The following is a 19,762-nucleotide window of genomic DNA, read 5'->3' as shown; positions in this document are numbered from 1 at the left end:
GCAATAATAATCCACAATAAATATATATTTTACTTAATGAAATTAATAGATACTCATACTCACTTATATTCAGAACAATTTGATACAGATCGAGATGAAATGATTTTAAGAGCAATAAATGCAGGAGTTGATCGATTTTATCTACCATCCATAGATTCTTCATACTATCCTAAGATGGTAGAATTAAAAAATAAATATCCACAAAAAATGTTTCTTATGATAGGGCTACATCCTTGTGATGTTAAACCGGATACTTATGAAAAAGAATTATTCTTTGTAAAAGAAAAGTTGAGTGAAGAAAGTTTTGCCGCTATAGGGGAAATTGGATTGGATTTATATTGGGATACCTCAACATTAGAAATTCAACTATATGCTTTTAAAAAACAAATACAATGGGCCAAGCAATATAAACTTCCTATTGTAATTCATGTAAGAGAAGCATTTGAAGAAACTCTGAATATTTTAAGACAAGAAAAATCTCCAGATTTATATGGAATTCTTCATTGTTTTACTGGAACTTTGGAACAAGCAAAAGAATTTATCCAATTAGGATTTTATTTAGGAATAGGAGGGGTTGTGACTTTTAAAAATGGTAAAATAGATAAGTTTTTAAAAGAAATTCCGTTACAACATATTGTATTAGAGACAGATTCACCCTATTTAGCCCCGGTTCCCTATCGTGGGAAAAGGAATGAATCTGCATATATACAATCTGTAGCAGATAAACTTTCTGATATTTATGAGGTTATTCCTGAAGAGATAGGAAGGATTACTTCTGAAAATGCTCTGAAAGTTTTTAAGTTATGAAATTTTTATTTTTTATTTTATTGGTTATGACTGTTTCTATAAGTTATTCCCAAAATGTAAAAGAAACAAAAATTATAAAAGTAGGTAAAGAAATTAAAGGCGATTTTAATGGAGATGGAAAATTTGAAACTGCAAAGTTACAAATAGTAGAGAATGGTATATTTGATGAAAAAGAATGGATTTTATCTGTGGTTTTTTCAGATCTATCCATTCCATCTCTTTTATTTAAATGTGATAAAGATTATTCTGTTTTAATAAATGAAGGATCGTTAAATAACATTTCAGGAGATAAAATTACCATTTATTCACCACCTAATCATGGGTGTACCTTTATGATGACTACTTATTCTTTGTCAAAAGGGAAATGGGAGGTAATGATTCCTACTTTTTTATTTCCTACTTTTTGTAATTATATATCAGATGAATATTTAGAAAATATGATATTTAGAAAAGGAGATTCTGTCTATTATTATGAAGCAGATAATAGCAACGATACTTTTAATTTAATTAAGAAAAAAGTGAATTTGTAAAGAGAATTAAAATCAATAAAAAAGTCCGATAATACACATATCGGACTTTATTATTTTTTACAAAACAGATTCTAATTATGCCTGAGCCTCATTAGGCTGTATGGAAACATAAGAACGATTATTTTGTTTTTTTCTAAAAACTACAACTCCATCTATAAGAGCAAACAAAGTATGGTCTTTACCCATTCCTACATTATCGCCTGGGTGGTGGGTAGTTCCTCTTTGTCTAACTAAGATGTTACCTGCTTTGGCTTCCTGACCCCCGAAAATCTTTACTCCTAATCTTTTGGAGTGTGATTCTCTACCGTTTTTGGAGCTACCTACTCCTTTTTTGTGTGCCATGCTATAATTTCTTTTTTATTAGATTAATCTTCTGTTTTTACTTCTTCGTTTTTTACAACTTCTTTATCTTTTTTAGGAGTTGCTTTTTTTGCAGTTTTTTTAGGAGCTGCAGTACTTCCTCCTATAGATACAATTTGTATTTGAGTAAATTGTTGTCTGTGACCATTTTTTACTTTGTATCCTTTTCTTCTTTTCTTTTTGAAAACAATTACTTTGTCTCCTTTTACCTGATCTAGAACTTTAGCGACTACTGTCACTCCATCTATAACCGGGGCGCCAACTGTTACAGAACCATTATCAGTTAATAATACCTTGTCGAATGTTACTTCTTCACCTATATTAGCTTTTAAACGGTTTACGAACAATTTTTGGTCTTGCTCAACTTTGTATTGAAGCCCTGCTATCTCTACAATTGCGTACATAAAATATTCGTTTTTTATTTTTTGGACTGCAAATATAGTGATTTTTTTTAATATTCTAGTATTAAATAATATAATATAGAAAGATGAAAAAATATATATAAATACAAAAAACAGCATTAACAATGTTTACATTTGTAAAGCTAAAATTTTTTATAAATATTTTTTATGATAAAAAATAAATTAAAAATAATCTATATGGGAACACCTGAATTTGCGGTAGCTCCTCTAGATGAAATTGTAAAATCAGGATTTAATGTGGTCGGAGTTGTTACAACTCCAGATAAACCTGCAGGAAGAGGACAGAAAATAGCTGAATCTGCAGTTAAAAAATATGCAGTAAAACACCAACTGAATTTATTACAACCTCCGAAAATGAAAGATCCAGTTTTTGTAAATCAGTTAAAAGAATTAAATCCAGATGTAATAGTAGTAGTTGCTTTTCGTTTATTGCCTAAAGAGATTTGGTCAATGCCTAAGTTAGGTACTTTTAATTTACATGCTTCTTTATTGCCTCAATATAGGGGAGCATCTCCAATTAATTTTGCAATAATAAACGGAGATAAAGAATCTGGAGTAACCACTTTTTTTATTGATGATAAAATTGACACAGGAGAAATTTTACTTCAGGAAAAAACCCAAATCAAAGATAATGAAGATGCAGGAACCTTACATGATAAGTTACAAGAAATAGGGAAAAATTTGGTAGTAAAAACTTTAGAAGGAATCTCAACAGGTAATTTAAAACCACAAAAACAAACTTATGAGGAGGGTATAGAATATAAATATGCCCCTAAAATATTCAAAGAAGATTGTTTGATACAATGGAATGAACCATTAGAAAAAGTACATAATTTAATCAGAGGATTAAGTCCTTATCCGGTAGCATTCACAAATTTAATAATTAATGATCATTCTAAAATCCTTAAAATTTATAAAGGTCATTATAAATTAGAAAAACATATCTTACCCATTGGAACTGTTATTGTAGAGGGCAACAAAACTTTTAAAATTGCCGCAAATAATGGATTTTATTTTCCTGGTGAAGTTCAATTAGAAGGAAAAAAAAGAATGAGTATTTCAGATTTTATAAATGGATTGACACAAAAACATAATTTATTTGTAAAATAGAATGAGAACGATTATAAATAACAAATTTTTTAATCATTTAAAACATGCCTCAAAATAAAACAAAAAATTTTTTGTTGAAATTTAAGTTTACTATATTCTATATTCTTTTTTTATTTATAATGTGTTATTTGCTAACTAAGAATATAGCTTATACAAATAATACCATAACAATTTTGATTTATACAGTTAGCAATGTTATTTTAGTTCTTACTTTTTTTATTTTTATATCTAAAGTTTCCAATTTTATTAAAATACCTTTACTAATATTAATAGCCTTATGGCTGGGTTTTGATATAGGGTATTATTTAATATATAATACTTCAATCCAGCCATCAAATGTAGCAGCTATACTTACAACGAATAAAAAAGAAGTTATTGGACTTTTAGAAAGTATTTATATAAAAATGTTTTTAGTAATAGCATTTTTTTCAGTATTTACGTATTTATCAGTAAAAGAGTTGAAATCAGTATCCTTAAAATGGACATTTGTTCCCTTGATAGTTATAGGGTGTTTACTATTTTTTTCAAGGACATCTGTATTTAACAAAAATTCAGTTTTTAAACAATTTTCATTAGCAATAGGTAAATTTCCATTAATATTTCGAGATATAGCATTGGTAAGAGAAAATTCTAAAGAAATAGATCAGATTAACGAATATGTGAAAGGAAATAGAATAATGCCACAAGGAATTATCTTAGATAAAAATAAAAAAACTCCGGAAAAAATATTTTTAATTATAGGGGAAAGCTCTCTTTCAACCCATTACTCTTTATATGATTATGAAAAAGACACTACCCCATTACTTACAGAATTATCTAATAATCAATCTTTGATCTTTTTTAAAAATGTAATTTCTCCTGCACCCATTACTTTATTATCACTTAGGAATACACTGTCCTTTGCTACTCCAAATAATCAGGAATCCTTATTTAAATACAAAAATATAGTAGAATTGGCAAAAAATGCAGGATATGAGACTGTATGGTTTTCTGTAAGTGGTACTGTTATTGGATGGCACAATACAGAAACTTCAATGATTGCAAAAACGAGTAATATAAGTAAATTGTTAAATCATAAAGATGTAGGAGACTGGATTTTGATTCCAATGATGGAAAAAGCAATTGTAAATAATAAAAAGCAATTATTTATACTGCATGTTCGGGGTAATCATATGCCATATGATAATTTTGACACCAAAGATGCAAAATATTTACCTGGGAATGATGTAGTGGCTAAATATGATAGAACAATTCATAACACAGACAGATATATTAAAAGGGTATATGATATGATGAAACAACAGAAGGGGTTGTCAATTATGTGTTATTTTTCAGATCATGGAGAGGTAATAGGAAAAGGACATGGTTTTTTATCTGAAGGAAATGTACAATTTAAAGTTCCTCTTATCATGTCTTCCAATAATACCATTGAAATGAATAATATGAAAAAAACAGTAGAAGAATACCGTTCTCCTTCTGGTTATCTAAATAACTCGAACCTCATTTATATATTGTCTGACTTTATGGGATATTCAATATCTGAAAAAGTGAAAAAATGGGGTAAGTCTGAAGGAGAATTTATTTTCCATGTAGATGGGAAATCTTATAGGTTTAAAGATATAAAAAACTAATATGAAAAATTATAAAAATGTAAAACTGATAGTTACAGATATGGATGGTACCTTACTTCATTCAGATTATACCTTAAATCCATTATTTTTTGATATTTATAACCAGATAAAAACATTAGGAATTTCATTTGCAATTGCAAGTGGAAGACAATATGAAAGTCTTTTTAATATTTTTAAAGAAATACAGAATGATATTTATTTTATTGCAGAAAACGGAGGAAATGTAGTTTATCAAGGAAAACAACAGTTTGTGCAGGAAATAGATCCGAAAATTATAAAGGAAGTTGTCAAAATTATTCGTTTGATACCCAACACAGAGCTTATTTTATGTGGTGTAAAAAGTGCTTATATAGAAGAATCTAAACCAGAATTTGAAGAACATATAGCTCCTTATTATCCGCTAAGAGAACTTGTTTCAGATTTCCTAAAACCTATAAGTGACCAAATTGTAAAAATTGCTATTTATAATCCTGAAAGTTCTGAAGATAATATTTTTCCTCATGTGGGATATTTGAAGGATAAATTTCAGGTCGTAATATCAGGAAAGCATTGGGTTGATATATCTGTTAAAAATTCAAATAAAGGATATGCATTAAAAAAAATCCAAAATATATTACAAGTGTCAAAAGAAGAAACTATGGTTTTTGGAGATTATTTAAATGACATAGAAATGATGAGTAATGGTTATTACAGTTTTGCTATGGATAATGCACACCCATTATTAAAGGAGAAGGCTCGTTTTCTTGCATCTTCCAATGATGAAGATGGGGTATTAAAAATACTAAAAGATATAATAGAACAGAAAAATAAGTAAAAATAGAATAAAAAAATTCAAACAATATTTCTACTTTTAGAAATTAATTTTTTAAAATGAAAAAAATTATATTACCATTTATATTGTTGACAGGTTTTATGTTTTCTCAACAAATAAAATTTGAAGAATATGATCTTTCCAACGGTTTGCATGTAATTCTTCATAAAGATAATAGTAATCCCGTAGTTGCAATTTCTGTCTCTTACCATGTAGGAAGTAAAAATGAAAAACCCGATAGAACCGGATTTGCACATTTTTTTGAACATTTATTATTTGAAGGTTCAGAGAATATAAAAAGAGGAGAATTTTTTCAGTATATAAACAAAGCAGGAGGACAAAATAATGCAAATACAAAGCAAGACAGAACTTACTATTATGAAATATTACCTTCTAATCAGTTAGGTCTTGGTTTATGGCTGGAAAGTGAAAGAATGCTTCATGCTAAGGTTGATAAAGAAGGAATTGAAACTCAAAGAAAGGTGGTCAAAGAAGAAAAAAGATTACGAATTGATAACCAACCCTACTCAGATGCCATCACTAGAATTTTATGGAATGACCTTTTTCCAACTCATCCATATCATTGGTCTGTGATAGGATCTATGGAAGATTTAGACGCTGCATCTGAAGAAGATTACGTTCATTTTTATAAAACTTTTTATGTTCCCGATAATGCGGTATTAACTATAGCTGGAGATATTGATTTAGAGCAGACTAAAAAAATGATAAATGATTATTTTGGATCAATTCCACGTGGAAAAGAGAAAATAATAAGACCAGCGATAGAAGAAATGCCGATTACCAAAGAAATAATAGTCGATACAGAAGATAGAAATGCACAGGTTCCAGCTTTAATTTTAGGATATAGAACTCCAAAACAAACAGATAAAGATGCCTATGTTCTTACCATTATTGGTAATATACTATCCAACGGAGAATCGTCAAGAATTGTAAAAAATGTTCAGAATAAAAAACAATTGGCAATGTATACAGGTTCATTTTTATGGCCTTTAGAAGATTATGGAGTGTTCCTTGTTTTAGGACTTACAAATTTAGGAGTTACTATAGATCAATTAGGCGGAGCTATTGACGAAGAAATAGAAAATCTTAAAAAGAATGGAATTACTCAAAAAGAATTAGATATACAAATAAATAAATTAGAAAAGGATTTTATTGATGCCAATTCCACAGTAGAGGGTGTAGCAGAAAGTTTATCAAATTATTATTTATTTTATCATGATACGAATTTAATTAATTCCGCAATTGAGATTTATAGAAGCATTACTATTGACGATGTGAAAAGAGTAGCAAATCAGTATTTGAATGAAAACCAAAGAGTACGATTAACTGTAATGCCAGAAAAAAAACCATAAAACCTCTACAAAAACATGAAAAAATTATTATTTACATTAACAGTTATTATAGCATCTACAGCAATGATATTTTCTCAGGTAGACAGAAAACACCCTCCTAAACCATTACCTGAAAGAGATATACATTTTGGGAAAACAGAACAATTTACTTTATCTAACGGATTAAAGGTAATAGTAGTAGAAAATCATAAATTACCTATAGTTCGGATAGATCTAACCTTGGACATTACAGCAATAAAAGAAGGAGAAAAGGCTGGGTACTTGGGGATGTTTGGACAGATGCTTAGAGCCGGAACTCAAAATTTCACAAAAGAGGATTTAGATGAAAAGATAGATTATTTAGGCTCAGATTTTTATATAGGAAGTACATCTATGGGAGTTTATGCATTAAAAAAACAAATCAAACCCAGTATGGAAATATTTAAAGAACTATTATATAACCCAACTTTTTCAAATCAAGTAGAATTAGATAGACTAAAAAAACAGGCTAAGGCAGAATTGGAGGCAGGAGATAAAACACCTGATGTAATATCAGGTAGAGTTGAAAATGTACTTCTTTACGGCAAAGAAGATGCTTGGGGAGAATATGTAACAGAAAAAACTCTCAATAATATAACCCTATCCGATTTTAAAACTTATTATACAAACTATTTTAAACCTAATATAGGTTATGTAACTATTGTAGGGGATATAACTTTATCAGAAGCGAAAACTATGGCAAAAGAATGTTTTTCCTCATGGAAAATAGGAGAAGTTAAGCAAGACATCCCGACATTAAAAAGGAACACTTCTGCAATAAAGATAGCTTTTGTGGACTTGCCTACTGCAACTCAATCCTCAATTAGTATAATAGGTTTGGTAGATTTGAAAAAATCTGATAAAGATTATTTTACTAATGTGTTAGGAAATAGTGTTTTAGGTGATGGAACTTCAGGTAGGTTATTTAAAGACCTTAGAGAAAAACACGGATGGACCTATGGAGCCTATTCTATTTTAAATGATAATTACAAACGGTTAGGAAAATTCGGAGCCTATGCACAAGTAAGGAATGAGGTTACAGATAGTGCCGTGGTTGAATTTATAAAAAACATAAGAGATATTACAATAAAACCGCCAACAGAAGAAGAATTAAGCCTTAAAAAATCTGAATATAACGGAAATTTTGCGTTGATGTTAGAAAAATCAGAAACGGTGGCTCGTTTTATAAGAACACAAATGATGGAAAGTCTTCCCATTAATTTTTATGAAAATTATCTTAAAAACCTTAATAAAGTAACCGCGAAGCAAATACCTATAAGTTTAAATAAAACCATTTATCCGGATAATCTTATTATATTAGTTGTAGGAAATGGTGAAGAGGTATTAGACGGATTAGAAAAATTAGGCTATCCTATAGAGTTTTATGATAAGTTCGGGAATCCTGTAAATAAACCTACAGGCATAAAAGAAGTGACAGATATTACTTTAGAGGAAGTTTTAAATAAATTTTATGTAGGTGTAGCTGGCAGTAAAGAAAAATTAGAAAAATTAAAATCATTGATAATAGAAGGAGAAATGAAATTATCACAAATCCCTCAACCTTTACCTTTTGTATTTAAATTTTTAGCACCCAATAAAAACATAACTTTAATTTCTTTTATGGGGCAAACTATAAAGCAAGGTTTTGATGGTATTAATATATTCTCTAGCATGGGGGAAAGTGACAAAGATCAAATTGAGGAGTTTAAGCATCAAAAGGGATATTTTCCTGAATTATTTTATACAGATTCCGAAGCAAAAATAGAAGGAAAGGTTAATATAGATGGTAAAGAAACCTATAAAATATCTATTACTAACGGAAATAATAAAAAAAATATTTATTACGATTCAAAAACGGGATTGAAACTGAAAGAAGAAGCTACAGGTAAAATAGGAACAGCTATTACGGAGTTTTATGATTATAAAGATTTTGGTGGATATAAATTTCCTACTAAAATTAATACCATTACTCAAGAGCAAAATATGTCTCAATTTATAAAAAAATATACTATAAATCCTAAAATATCGGATGAAGAGTTCAAATAAATTTTAAATAATGTAAAAAACAAAAGAACGAATATTTAATATTTGTTCTTTTGTTTTTTAATTTATACATATGCTTTATGTAATTCTTTAAGTTAAACTTTCATTCAACAGTTCAGCTAAATCTTTAACAAATATTATATTTTCCTTATTATGTCCTTTTACACCATCAGTTAACATAGTATTACAAAAAGGACAGCCCGTTGCAATAATGTTAGGATTTAGCTCTAGAGCTTCTTCAGTCCTTTCAATATTAATGTCTTTATTTCCTTTTTCAGGTTCTTTAAACATCTGTGCACCGCCTGCCCCACAACATAAGCCATTTTGTCGGCATCGTTTCATTTCTAATAAATCTGCTTCTAACTGAAGAAGGACTTTCCTGGGAGCCTCATACTCATCATTTGCACGTCCCAAGTAACAGGGATCATGAAATACAATCTTTTTTCCTTTAAAAATTCCACCTTCTACTTTTAATCGTCCTTCATTTAAAAGAGATTGTAAAAGCTGAGTATGGTGTAATACTTTATAATTTCCTCCTAATTGAGGATATTCGTTTTTTAAAGTATTAAAACAATGTGGGCATGTGGTTACAATTTTTTTTATCTCATAAGTGTTTAACACTTCAATATTCATTATAGCCTGCATTTGAAATAAAAATTCATTTCCAGCTCTTTTGGCAGGATCTCCCGTACAACCTTCTTCCTTACCTAAAATAGCAAATTCTACATGAGCTTTTTGTAGCAGGGAGGCAAAAGCTCGAGTAATTTTTTTAGCTCTATCATCAAAACTTCCGGCACATCCTACCCAAAATAAAATTTCGGGAGACTTACCCTCAGCTTTGAAATCAGCCATAGTTTTTATAGGTTGTTCCATGATCTTAGTTTAAAGAAATTATTCTTTGCTCCAGTTTTCTCTGTCACTTGGGCTAAATTGCCATGGAGCTCTATTATTTTCAATATTATTCATCATCATATTCAATTCCTGAGGGGCCGCAGATTTTTCCATAACTAAATAACGACGTAAATCTATAATAATAGATAGGGGATTAATTAATATAGGGCAAGCTTCTACACAAGCATTACAAGTTGTACAAGCCCAAATTTCTTCCGGAGTAATATAATCACCTAGTAATTGTTTACCATCATCTATATAGCTTTTATTCTTATCAATATTTCTACCTACTTCTTCAATTCGGTCTCTTACATTCATCATTATTTTACGAGGAGATAGTTTCTTTCCCGTAATATTAGCCGGACAGCTAGAGGTACAACGTCCACATTCTGTACAAGAATATGCATTCAATAACTGAATCCAGGAAAGATCTGTAACATCACTCGCACCAAATTTTTCAGGAGTATTTCCATCAGAAGCTGTAGTAAAAGGGTCTGCATTAGGATCCATTAACAGTTTTACCTCATGAGTAATAGCGTCAAGATTATTTATTTGTCCAATCTTATTTAGATTTGAAAAATAGGTATTAGGAAAAGCAAATAATATATGTAAATGCTTAGATAAATATAAATAATTTAAAAAGAATAAAATTCCTAAATAATGAAACCACCAGGTAGATTTTTCTATAATTTCTAAACTATGTACAGATAGTTTAGAAAATAAACCTCCAAAAATAAAATTACTAATAGGGAAATTGCCAATTGTTATATATACACCTAACTGTTGAAGTCTATAATCGGAAGCATTCATAGAAAAAAAAGCCATCATTAAAAGAAATTCAATTACTAAAATTAAATTTCCATCTATTTTAGGCCAGCCTAATAAATCTTTAGAATTTAGCCTTGGGACATTTATAATATTTCTTCTAAAAAAAAATACAAGTACAGCAAAGGTTACTAATAAAGCAATACTATCTAAAATAGAAGTAATGTAATTATAAATAGTATTTGGCAATAAATATCCTATATACCTGTGAGATCCCCCAATACCATCTATGAAAATTTCAATTAACTCAATATTGATAATTATAAAACCTATATATATAATTATATGAAAAAATCCGGAAATAGGTTTTTTCAACATTTTTCCTTGCCCTATAGCAACTAAGCCCAGTATTTTCCATCTTTCAAAAGGATGGTCTGAACGATTTTCATCTTTTCCAAGGAAAATATTTCTTCGTATTTTTAAAATATTACGTATAAAAAGACCAAATCCTAAAATAGCAAAAACTACAAATAATATATTGGGTATATATTCCATAAATAAACATTTTTATGGTTTTTTAGTTTTTATTCCGGATTTTTAGGTTCTAATTGATGTGTATTTTTTTTGCTTTTACCTCCTCCGAAAATTGAAAAATGGACATAATTTTTAGGGTTAGCTTTTAAATCTTCCAATAAAAGAGAAAGGTTTTTTGAAGCCTCACTTAGATTATTGTATAGCTGATTATCATTCATTAATTTACCCATAGTTCCTTGTCCGGAATTAATTTTTGAAGTTAACTGATTTACATTATCCAAAGCGCTTTCTAATTTTTTTATGGACTGGTCTATATCAGTTTTATTTAATTTATCAGCTATTGTACCATATTTTTGTACTGTAGTATTAGTCGTTACCAACATTTTATCAGCATGATCTAATACTGAGGTTAATTTAGAAGAATTTTTAGAAATAAGTCCGTTAGCATTTTTTCCTAATAGTTGGAATTCTTTAATTGCTTGATTTAAATTAGATAATGCAAGTTCTATATTTTGCCTGTTTTTATCATTTAATAACTTATTGGTAGCCGCAAGTGTAGAATCTAATTTTATTAATACATCATTTGCATTATTACTTAAAGGTTTAATTTGAGAAGCAGCAGAATCAAATAAACTAGGTTCTATTTTTCCTTTTAAGGTATCACCGGATTTTGCGATGTCAGCATTATCTTCAGCTAAAATAAGGTTAATTTCAGCTCCATTCATAAAACTGGAAGATATTTGGGCTATAGTGTTTTTAGAAAATGTATATGTTTTATCTACTTTTATTTCCACTATGAAAGATATATTTTTATTACCGGCAGGTATAGGAGTTATAGACTCAATCATACCTACTTTTAAGCCGTTTATATTTACATTTTTTGATTTGGAAAGTCCTTCTACATTGTTATACTTCACATAATAAATATTTTGGTCTGAAAATAAATTCTTTCCTTTTAAGAATTGAAATAACCACCAAAAAGCTAATAAACTTATAATTACTATGATACCCGCTTTTACTTCCTTTCTAATTTTCACTTTTTAATAAATTTAACTTTATCAGCAAATATAGAAATAAATAAAAAAATTCAGTGTATTTTTTTATATTTCCTAAATTGGATAAGCAAGGTTGGTTAGTACTATAAAATATTTTATCAAAATTTTGTATTTTAAGTAGATAAATATAACATAGTAAAAAAATATATGTCGAAAAGAAAAAAAATTTGCAGAAATAAAAAATCAATTCTATATTTGCAATCCAATTAAGGGGAAACGCTAATTGAAACGCGAAAATAGCTCAGCTGGTAGAGCACGACCTTGCCAAGGTCGGGGTCGCGGGTTCGAGTCCCGTTTTTCGCTCACAGTTGATATTTTAAATATTAAAAAATACTAAGGCCCCGGTGGTGGAATTGGTAGACACGCAGGACTTAAAATCCTGTGGCCATTAGGCTGTACGGGTTCAAGTCCCGTCTGGGGTACATTTTTAAAGGCTTAAACATTTGGTTATAAATAGTTTAAGCCTTTTCTTTTTTATAAAAAATTGATATTCTATACTGAAATTGAATTAAAAAAAGTAATTTTCTTCAGTTTACCTAATTTAATTCATTACATTATTTTTATTATTGCATTTTTAATTAATTTTAAATATTGTTTAATAATATCTTATAAAATTATATTAATACTTTAACCAAGTAAAAAGAAAATAAAGTTTAAAAATAATAGTATATCGGTTTAAAAAAAACCTTTATTTATTAAATTAGTTAAAGTAAAACTCCTCTTAATATAAGGGAAGCAATGGTAAAATAAATGATCAATCCGGTAACATCTACCATGGTTGCTACAAACGGTGCAGAGGAAGTGGCAGGATCTAACTTAAATAATCTCAGAATAAAAGGAATCATAGAACCTGAAAGCGTTCCCCATAATACAATGCCAATAAGAGATGTGGCTACTGTAATACCAATTAAACACCAATGAGGTCCATAATCGTATAAATTTAAGTTTTGCCAGATAACGATTCGTATGAAGCCTATAATTCCAAGAGTAATCCCTAATAAAATACCTGAAAAAATTTCTTTTTTCATTACATACCACCAGTCTTTTAGTTTAATTTCATGTAAGGCCATAGCCCGAATAATCAGTGTTGCAGCTTGTGATCCGGAATTTCCTCCACTGGAAATAATTAAAGGAACAAACAGGGCTAAAACAACCGCTTTTTCTATTTCCTCTTCAAAATGTACCATAGCGCTGGCAGTCAACATTTCGCCCAAAAATAATATAATTAACCATCCAGCCCGTTTTCGGAATAAAGCCAAGAGCGGTGTATCACGATAGGGGATATCCAAAGCTTCCAATCCACCAAATTTCTGGATATCTTCAGTATCTCTCTCTTTTACAATATCTAAAATATCATCTACAGTTACAATTCCTACTAAAGTACCCATTTCAGAAATTACAGGTAAAACAGTCCGATCATAATCTTCAAAGACATGAATAGCTTCTTCTTGGTTCATTAAACTGTGAAGTGCAATAAAATTATCATCACAGAGTTCACTCAGTAAGGTATCATCATCAGCTAAAAGGAGCTTTCCTATTTTAATATCATCTAATAATTTGTCATTGTTATCAACTATATAAATAAAATTAAGGGTTTCAGCTTTACGACCATATTTTTTTATATGTTGCAATGTATGTTTCACTGTCCAGTTTTTTTTAGCCTGGATATAGTTGGGGGTCATAAGTCTACCAATGCTATCTTCCGGGTATCCTAATAATTGTAGGGCTATTTTGCGTTCATTTTCATCCAGTAAATTAATGGTATTTTTAATTAAATCGTCAGGTAAGTCTACAAAAAAATCGGTTCTGTCATCAGGTGCCATCTCATTTAAAAGATCAGCAATATCTTTCTTGCCTAAACCATGTAATAACTCTTGTTGAGTTTTAGGATCAAGATATGTGAATACTTCAGTTTTTTGTACTCTTGGGAGTAAAAAAAAATTTAATATTCTGTCTTTTTCATTTAATTCTGCAAGCTGTTCTGCAATGTCTTTTGGGTGAAGATCTTCTACAGGGGTACTTTCAAAGATATTTTTTTCCATAGAGACTTACTTTAAATAGGTTAAACTTCCTAAGAGTTGTGCAAATATAAATCTTATTTATAGACTAAACGAAAAACTATGACTAAACAGAAAAAATCACATTATTATGTATACATTTTAGTTTTCAAAGTCAATTTCGTTTATTTCATCTATTTCTAATGATTTGATATCCTGAATTGCATTTCCGGCTATACCTTTAATAGAGCCATACATAGAGATAGTATTGTCAATTACTTTATGAATTTGTTTTTCTCTTTGCGCCCATATTTTCATCATGGCTCTTTTTTCCTTAGCTAAATCATCCTGCATTTGTGTAAAACCTTCCACAATTCCCTCTATGCGAAGTCTGAACTCATTTCCTGTTAAAAAATTATAAAGCATTTCCATTTTGTCTCCTTTATTTTCCTGAGATTTAAGGATACTATGAAACTGGATTACGGAGTATCTTAATACAGCGCTAAGTCCTTTAAATTCGTTAAAAGTACAGATCCATATCCCATCTTTCAGTCCCATACGTTCCATATCAGAAGGCATAACTTCAGTAACCAATATTCCGATGTCTGCTTTTTTTTCACGGATGTCATTTTTAAATTTTTCTATCCAAGCCTGTTGAAAATCTTTTGTTCTTTTACTTTCATAGTAGATACTACCACAGTTTTGTGTGGTATGAGTATTCACAATTTGTAAACAATCAGCCCCTCGTGCTCCTTTTTTTATTTCATTAATGGAATCTAAAGGGAAATTTTGAATAAGCCATTCTTCAATAGCCAATTCTTGAATTTCACCCTGTAATTGCATGGAACCTTGTTCCTGTTTACGTTTCATTTCCTCTGTCAAACGTTTTTGATCTTCAAGTTGCTTATGAAGTTCCTTTATTTTTAATTCATTTTTTTCACTTTCTTGTTTACGTATTTTTTCTCTTTCTAATATAATTTCCTCATTCAGTTTTTGTTGTGTTTCTACTTCAATAACAGTTCTCATTTCTTCTTTTTCTCTTTGCAGTTTCGATATTTCGACCTGCAATTTGTTGAGATCCTGTATTTTTTCTGATTTTTCTTTTAATTCTTTTTCATATAAAGAAATTCGTTCTTTATTTTCTTCTTCGAATCTTTTTTTTAATGAAAGTTCTATTTCTTGAGATTTTTCTTTTGTTATTTTAGATAACCTTTCTTGAAAAAGCTCGTTTTCTTTCTTTTTTTTGTTTTCAAATTCCTGTTTTTCTTTTTCCAATAAAACGCTTTTATTTTCAATTTCTTTTTGAAAAGATAAGAACTTGTTTTGATATTCTTTTTTTAAAGTTTCTTCTAATTGATGCTTTAGAATATCATTAACATCTATTTCAGTTCCGCAATTCGGGCATTTAATTTGAGTTTGTTTAGCCATTAAAAAGTATAGATTAATTTTCTAATTCGATTTCTATGTTTAGTTTTTCGGGATACATAATATAATCTGTAGCATCATTTCTAATAAATAAAGATTTTCTGTCAGAAGAAATAATAGCGCTAGGGTTATTGGCTTTTTTTATTTTCTTGGGGAAGTTATATTTTACATCATAAAAACCACCATTAAACATAGTTGATAAAATGATTTTGGTAGAATCATTTTTTTCAATGTGCTCTAATACCTTTTTCTTAAAAATTTTGCCATCCCAGTTGTATTGGATATGGGTAAGCAAACTAAAATTTACTTCTGATAATACATTCAAATTATTTTGACTTATAGTACTAAAAGAACTAAGAGCTGAATTTAAAGAATTTACATCTTTAAAATCTCCGAATAATTGAATAGTAAACTCCTTTTTATTATCATCTTGATGAATTTTGATTGAAAAGGGTTTAAGTGTATACAGTTTCTTCTGCTCATCTAAAGAAAGATTAGAAATACTATCTTTTTTTTCTTTTAAGAAATTAACAAAAGAAAATGTGGTATCTTTAATAATTTTGGGTTGTCCAATAGTATCGGGCAACATATGTGTACATTTACTGGCATCTAGAAGATAAGAATAATTAATATTTCCATTTGCATTTAAAGTAATTTCCTCACTAATTGAGCATCCTATTATAAAAATGCTTGATATTATAAGGACTAATATTTTCGATATATTCTTCATATTCTATATAAATTTCTTTTTTTATTTAATGAAAAAGACTAAGGGAAAATTTCTTTTTTCTCTTTAATCCATTGTTCTAACCCATCCTTTAAATTATAAATGATTTTAAAACCATATTGTTTTAAAATATTGGAAGCTTTTATACTCCTTTTTCCATGTTGAGAGTATACTGCAACAGGACTGGTTTTATCTAAATTCTGAATTTGATTTACAAAACTGGATTTGTTCACATCCATATTTAAAGCATCATAAATATGCCCGGTTTTATACTCCTTTAAAGTTCGAACATCTAAAATTTGGGTAATTTTAATACCTACTTCCCAGGAGAATTCAGATACGTTTAAATTTTTAATGAAAATATTTTCATCATCCGAAATTTCATTTACAGACAAATCTTTTTCAGAACTGTTATCCGGTTTTGGATTTTGTATTAATAATGTATTATCTTGCTGATCTGCAACATTATTATTTTCTGTTATGGTAGTGGAGCTCTCTGTTACTTTCTCTTTTTGTATGGTTTTTTCTTGTATATATTCTGGTTTTTCTTTTTGGGGAATAATTATTTCATGAGCGTGAGAAACCTCTTCTGTACTTGTAGAAATATTTGAAAAATCAGGTTCTTTTTTATCAGAATTAGCATTTAAAGATAAATTTTCAGAAGGGTTTTCATTGCTTATGATATGCGTATAATTACTTTTTCGTGGCAAGTCTGTAGTTACCATACCAATTTCTGGGGGAGTGCTATAATTAGTATTGTCAGATACATAATCTTGTGTTTTACAAGAAAGTAAGCAAAGAAAAGCAACTGCAAAAAAAAGTACAAACTTCATAAGATGATAAATATATTAAAAGTCAAAAATAACTAATTTTGTAAGGATATGAAAAGATTTATTTATTCAATATTAAGTGGAATACTTCTAGCGCTATCATGGCCAACATATGGATTTCCTTTTTTATTATTTACAGCCTTTGTTCCATTGTTACTTTTAGAGCATGAAATAACCCAAAAAAAAGAAAAATATTCAGACTGGAAGGTTTTTGGCTTTACATATATATCTTTATTAATATGGAATTATGGGGCTACCCAATGGCTACATTTTTCTCAAAACCCTGATGGGAGTTTTTCTTGGATAGCTTTTATTTTCCCACTTGTAGTGAACAGTTTTCTTATGTCATTAACCTTCACACTTTTTCATTTTATTAAACGAAAAGGAGGAACATGGTTCGGACTTATTTTCTTTCCTGTAATCTGGATATGTTTTGAGAAAATACATCTAAATTGGGAATTGTCTTGGCCTTGGCTCAATTTAGGGAATGCATTTGCAAACTATCCACAATCAATTCAGTGGTATGAAGCTACAGGGACTTTTGGGGGGACACTTTGGGTTCTTGTTGTGAATGAAATATTATTTTATTACATAAGAGCATATCAGGTAACAGGTAAACGAGCCTATGTATGGAAACTTACATTTTATTGCATTTTATTTATCGGGATACCAATTGCAATTTCTTTGCTTATATATCAGTCTTATAAAGAAATATCAAAACAAAAATTAGAAGTAGTTTTAGCTCAGCCGGCCTTAGACCCATATAACGATAAATATTCTCAAGATGGAGAACAAATTGTTGAAAATCTTCTTTCATCCATAGAAAATGATATAACCCCTAATACTAGTTTTGTAGTATCTCCGGAAACAGCTTTTCCGGGTAGAGGATTTATTTCAATTAATAATTTATCTAATGACCCTTATATTGAACAGATTAAAAATTGGATGAGGATTAATAACCCCAATTTAAGTTTTGTTTCAGGGGCTTCTTTGTTCAAAGAATATACAACTCCAAAAACTTCTACGGCCAGATATATAAAAGAAGGTAATTATTGGGTAGATTTATATAATTCCGCAATTCAGATAGATTTGCCAGATGAAGTTCAATATTATAATAAATCTAGATTGGTAGTAGGAGTAGAACATTTTCCATATTCTAAAATATTAAAACCAATAGTAGGAAATTACATGCTCGATTTTGGAGGTACTATGGAAAGTTTAGGAACACAGGAACATCCTACAGTATTTCATCATAAAAAAAATGAGGCTAAAATAGCGCCAATTATCTGCTATGAAAGTATTTATGGGGAATATGTGGGAGGGTTCGTAAGAAGAGGAGCAAACGTTTTATTTATTATGACCAATGATTCCTGGTGGAGTGATTCCCAAGGTCATAAGCAACTTTTATCCTATGCAAGGCTCAGAGCTATCGAAACCCGAAGAGATATAGCCCGTTCTGCCAACAGTGGGATTTCTGCATTTATAAACCAGAGAGGAGATATAGAAAAAAGATTAGGTTATGGAGTTAGAGGAGCTCTTAAAGGAGAGGTTAATTTAAATACAAAATTGACTTTTTATGTTAAATATGGGGATTGGATAGCAAGAGTTTCATTCATAATTTCAGGTATAATAATAGCATATGTAATAACAAAAAATATAATAGAGCATATGAAAATAAAGAGAAATGCTGAAAAATATAAAATACTGAAAAATAAAAATTGAAAAAGTTGTAAGAGTGGAAAAATATTTGTTACTTTGCAACCCGATTAAAGAAAAAGAAACTTATAGAAATGGCTAGAGTTTGTCAAATAACAGGAAAGCGTGCAATGGTTGGTAATAATGTATCGCATGCAAATAACAAAACGAAAAGACGTTTTGAAATAAACTTGATGGAAAAAAAATTCTATTTACCATCAGAAGATGCGTGGATATTTTTAAAAGTATCTGCTCATGGTTTGAGAATTATTGATAAAATAGGCATTGAAGAGGCTGTGTCAAGAGCTAGAAAACAAGGTCTTATAAACTTTTAATATAAAGAAAAATGGCAAAAAAAGGAAATAGAGTACAGGTTATTTTAGAATGTACTGAACATAAAGAAAGCGGAATGCCAGGAATGTCTCGTTATATGACATCTAAAAATAAAAAAAATACTCCGGAAAGAATAGAATTAAAAAAATTCAATCCGGTGCTTAAAAAATATACTATACACAAAGAAATAAAATAACAAACAATAAAAAAGCTATAAAGTCATGGCAAAAAAGACCGTAGCAACATTACAAACAGCTTCAAAAAAGATGACTAAAGTCATTAAAATGGTTAAATCACCAAAATCCGGAGCTTATATTTTCGAAGAAAAAGTAGTAGCCGCAGATAGCGTTGATGCATTTTTGAAACAGAAATAGTTTTCATAACATAGGTTTTTAAGGTTTTTAA

The 19,762-nt window shown here is 29.3% G+C and carries 20 protein-coding genes and 2 tRNA genes; 13 read left to right on the top strand and 9 right to left on the bottom strand.

What is annotated here, in order from left to right:
• The first annotated feature begins 36 nt into the window (after nt 1–36).
• Both C4S76_RS00385 and C4S76_RS00380 read left to right on the top strand, forming a co-directional pair.
• Nucleotides 37–807 (top strand): TatD family hydrolase, encoded by a 771-nt coding sequence (locus tag C4S76_RS00385; protein ID WP_105191557.1) that lies wholly within the window; start codon nt 37–39, stop codon nt 805–807.
• The gene (locus tag C4S76_RS00380; RefSeq protein ID WP_105191556.1) at nt 804–1,337 is read left to right on the top strand and encodes a hypothetical protein; all 534 of its coding nucleotides are present in this window, start codon (nt 804–806) and stop codon (nt 1,335–1,337) included. The genes C4S76_RS00385 and C4S76_RS00380 overlap by 4 nt, the downstream gene beginning before the upstream one ends.
• 75 nt (nt 1,338–1,412) lie before the next feature.
• Here C4S76_RS00380 and rpmA read toward each other — a convergent pair whose 3' ends face one another.
• Both rpmA and rplU read right to left on the bottom strand, forming a co-directional pair.
• The gene (gene rpmA, locus C4S76_RS00375; protein WP_105191554.1) at nt 1,413–1,679 is read right to left on the bottom strand and encodes a 50S ribosomal protein L27; all 267 of its coding nucleotides are present in this window, start codon (nt 1,677–1,679) and stop codon (nt 1,413–1,415) included.
• A gap of 23 nt (nt 1,680–1,702) precedes the next feature.
• Entirely contained in the window at nt 1,703–2,101 is a 399-nt protein-coding gene (gene rplU / locus C4S76_RS00370; protein ID WP_105191727.1) for a 50S ribosomal protein L21, read from the bottom strand.
• 165 nt (nt 2,102–2,266) lie between these two features.
• Between rplU and fmt the strand changes: the two genes are divergently transcribed.
• The 5 genes from fmt (at nt 2,267) to C4S76_RS00345 (ending at nt 9,108) form a co-directional block, all read left to right on the top strand.
• Nucleotides 2,267–3,229, top strand: coding sequence for a methionyl-tRNA formyltransferase (gene fmt, locus C4S76_RS00365; protein WP_221404959.1), 963 nt, complete (start codon nt 2,267–2,269; stop codon nt 3,227–3,229).
• 173 nt (nt 3,230–3,402) lie between these two features.
• On the top strand, nt 3,403–4,860 hold the full coding sequence (locus C4S76_RS00360) for a phosphoethanolamine transferase (protein WP_181044002.1): 1,458 nt from the start codon (nt 3,403–3,405) through the stop codon (nt 4,858–4,860).
• A 1-nt stretch (nt 4,861) separates the two neighbouring features.
• Complete coding sequence (locus tag C4S76_RS00355; RefSeq protein WP_105191550.1) at nt 4,862–5,674, top strand: HAD family hydrolase; 813 nt, start codon at nt 4,862–4,864, stop codon at nt 5,672–5,674.
• Nucleotides 5,675–5,730: 56 nt separating this feature from the next.
• Entirely contained in the window at nt 5,731–7,044 is a 1,314-nt protein-coding gene (locus C4S76_RS00350) for a M16 family metallopeptidase (RefSeq protein WP_105191548.1), read from the top strand.
• 15 nt (nt 7,045–7,059) lie between these two features.
• Nucleotides 7,060–9,108 (top strand): insulinase family protein, encoded by a 2,049-nt coding sequence (locus C4S76_RS00345; RefSeq protein ID WP_105191546.1) that lies wholly within the window; start codon nt 7,060–7,062, stop codon nt 9,106–9,108.
• Nucleotides 9,109–9,195: 87 nt separating this feature from the next.
• On the opposite strand, the gene C4S76_RS00340 is transcribed toward C4S76_RS00345, so the two are convergent.
• From C4S76_RS00340 to C4S76_RS00330, 3 genes are read right to left on the bottom strand one after another with little or no spacing between them, the layout of a single operon-like run.
• Nucleotides 9,196–9,978, bottom strand: a complete 783-nt coding sequence (locus C4S76_RS00340) for a (Fe-S)-binding protein (protein ID WP_105191544.1) — start codon at nt 9,976–9,978, stop codon at nt 9,196–9,198.
• 18 nt (nt 9,979–9,996) lie between these two features.
• Nucleotides 9,997–11,316 (bottom strand): (Fe-S)-binding protein, encoded by a 1,320-nt coding sequence (locus C4S76_RS00335; RefSeq protein ID WP_105191542.1) that lies wholly within the window; start codon nt 11,314–11,316, stop codon nt 9,997–9,999.
• Between the two features lie 29 nt (nt 11,317–11,345).
• On the bottom strand, nt 11,346–12,332 hold the full coding sequence (locus C4S76_RS00330; protein ID WP_105191540.1) for an MlaD family protein: 987 nt from the start codon (nt 12,330–12,332) through the stop codon (nt 11,346–11,348).
• A gap of 248 nt (nt 12,333–12,580) precedes the next feature.
• On the opposite strand from C4S76_RS00330, the gene C4S76_RS00325 reads away from it, so the two are divergent.
• Nucleotides 12,581–12,653 (top strand) — tRNA-Gly (locus C4S76_RS00325).
• A gap of 35 nt (nt 12,654–12,688) precedes the next feature.
• Nucleotides 12,689–12,772 (top strand) — tRNA-Leu (locus tag C4S76_RS00320).
• Nucleotides 12,773–13,054: 282 nt separating this feature from the next.
• On the opposite strand, the gene mgtE is transcribed toward C4S76_RS00320, so the two are convergent.
• From mgtE to C4S76_RS00300, 4 genes are all read right to left on the bottom strand, one after another.
• The gene (mgtE, locus tag C4S76_RS00315) at nt 13,055–14,392 is read right to left on the bottom strand and encodes a magnesium transporter (protein ID WP_105191538.1); all 1,338 of its coding nucleotides are present in this window, start codon (nt 14,390–14,392) and stop codon (nt 13,055–13,057) included.
• Between the two features lie 117 nt (nt 14,393–14,509).
• The gene (locus C4S76_RS00310; RefSeq protein WP_105191536.1) at nt 14,510–15,775 is read right to left on the bottom strand and encodes a DUF2130 domain-containing protein; all 1,266 of its coding nucleotides are present in this window, start codon (nt 15,773–15,775) and stop codon (nt 14,510–14,512) included.
• Nucleotides 15,776–15,788: 13 nt separating this feature from the next.
• The gene (locus tag C4S76_RS00305) at nt 15,789–16,502 is read right to left on the bottom strand and encodes a hypothetical protein (RefSeq protein WP_105191534.1); all 714 of its coding nucleotides are present in this window, start codon (nt 16,500–16,502) and stop codon (nt 15,789–15,791) included.
• Nucleotides 16,503–16,540: 38 nt separating this feature from the next.
• Nucleotides 16,541–17,332: a rhodanese-like domain-containing protein gene (locus tag C4S76_RS00300; protein ID WP_105191532.1), complete on the bottom strand. Its 792-nt coding sequence runs from the start codon at nt 17,330–17,332 to the stop codon at nt 16,541–16,543.
• Between the two features lie 48 nt (nt 17,333–17,380).
• Here C4S76_RS00300 and lnt point away from each other — a divergent pair, with 48 nt between their 5' ends.
• The 4 genes from lnt (at nt 17,381) to C4S76_RS00280 (ending at nt 19,731) form a co-directional block, all read left to right on the top strand.
• On the top strand, nt 17,381–19,051 hold the full coding sequence (lnt, locus tag C4S76_RS00295; protein WP_105191530.1) for an apolipoprotein N-acyltransferase: 1,671 nt from the start codon (nt 17,381–17,383) through the stop codon (nt 19,049–19,051).
• A 68-nt stretch (nt 19,052–19,119) separates the two neighbouring features.
• Entirely contained in the window at nt 19,120–19,359 is a 240-nt protein-coding gene (rpmB, locus tag C4S76_RS00290; protein ID WP_105191528.1) for a 50S ribosomal protein L28, read from the top strand.
• 11 nt (nt 19,360–19,370) lie between these two features.
• On the top strand, nt 19,371–19,553 hold the full coding sequence (gene rpmG / locus C4S76_RS00285; protein ID WP_105191526.1) for a 50S ribosomal protein L33: 183 nt from the start codon (nt 19,371–19,373) through the stop codon (nt 19,551–19,553).
• Nucleotides 19,554–19,578: 25 nt separating this feature from the next.
• Nucleotides 19,579–19,731: a DUF4295 family protein gene (locus tag C4S76_RS00280; protein WP_105191524.1), complete on the top strand. Its 153-nt coding sequence runs from the start codon at nt 19,579–19,581 to the stop codon at nt 19,729–19,731.
• Nucleotides 19,732–19,762: the final 31 nt, after the last annotated feature.

Source organism: Apibacter adventoris, assembly GCF_002964965.1.
GTDB lineage: Bacteria > Bacteroidota > Bacteroidia > Flavobacteriales > Weeksellaceae > Apibacter > Apibacter adventoris.
The sequence above is the reverse complement of the archived record's forward strand: the minus strand, read 5'-3'. Positions and strand labels throughout refer to the sequence as shown.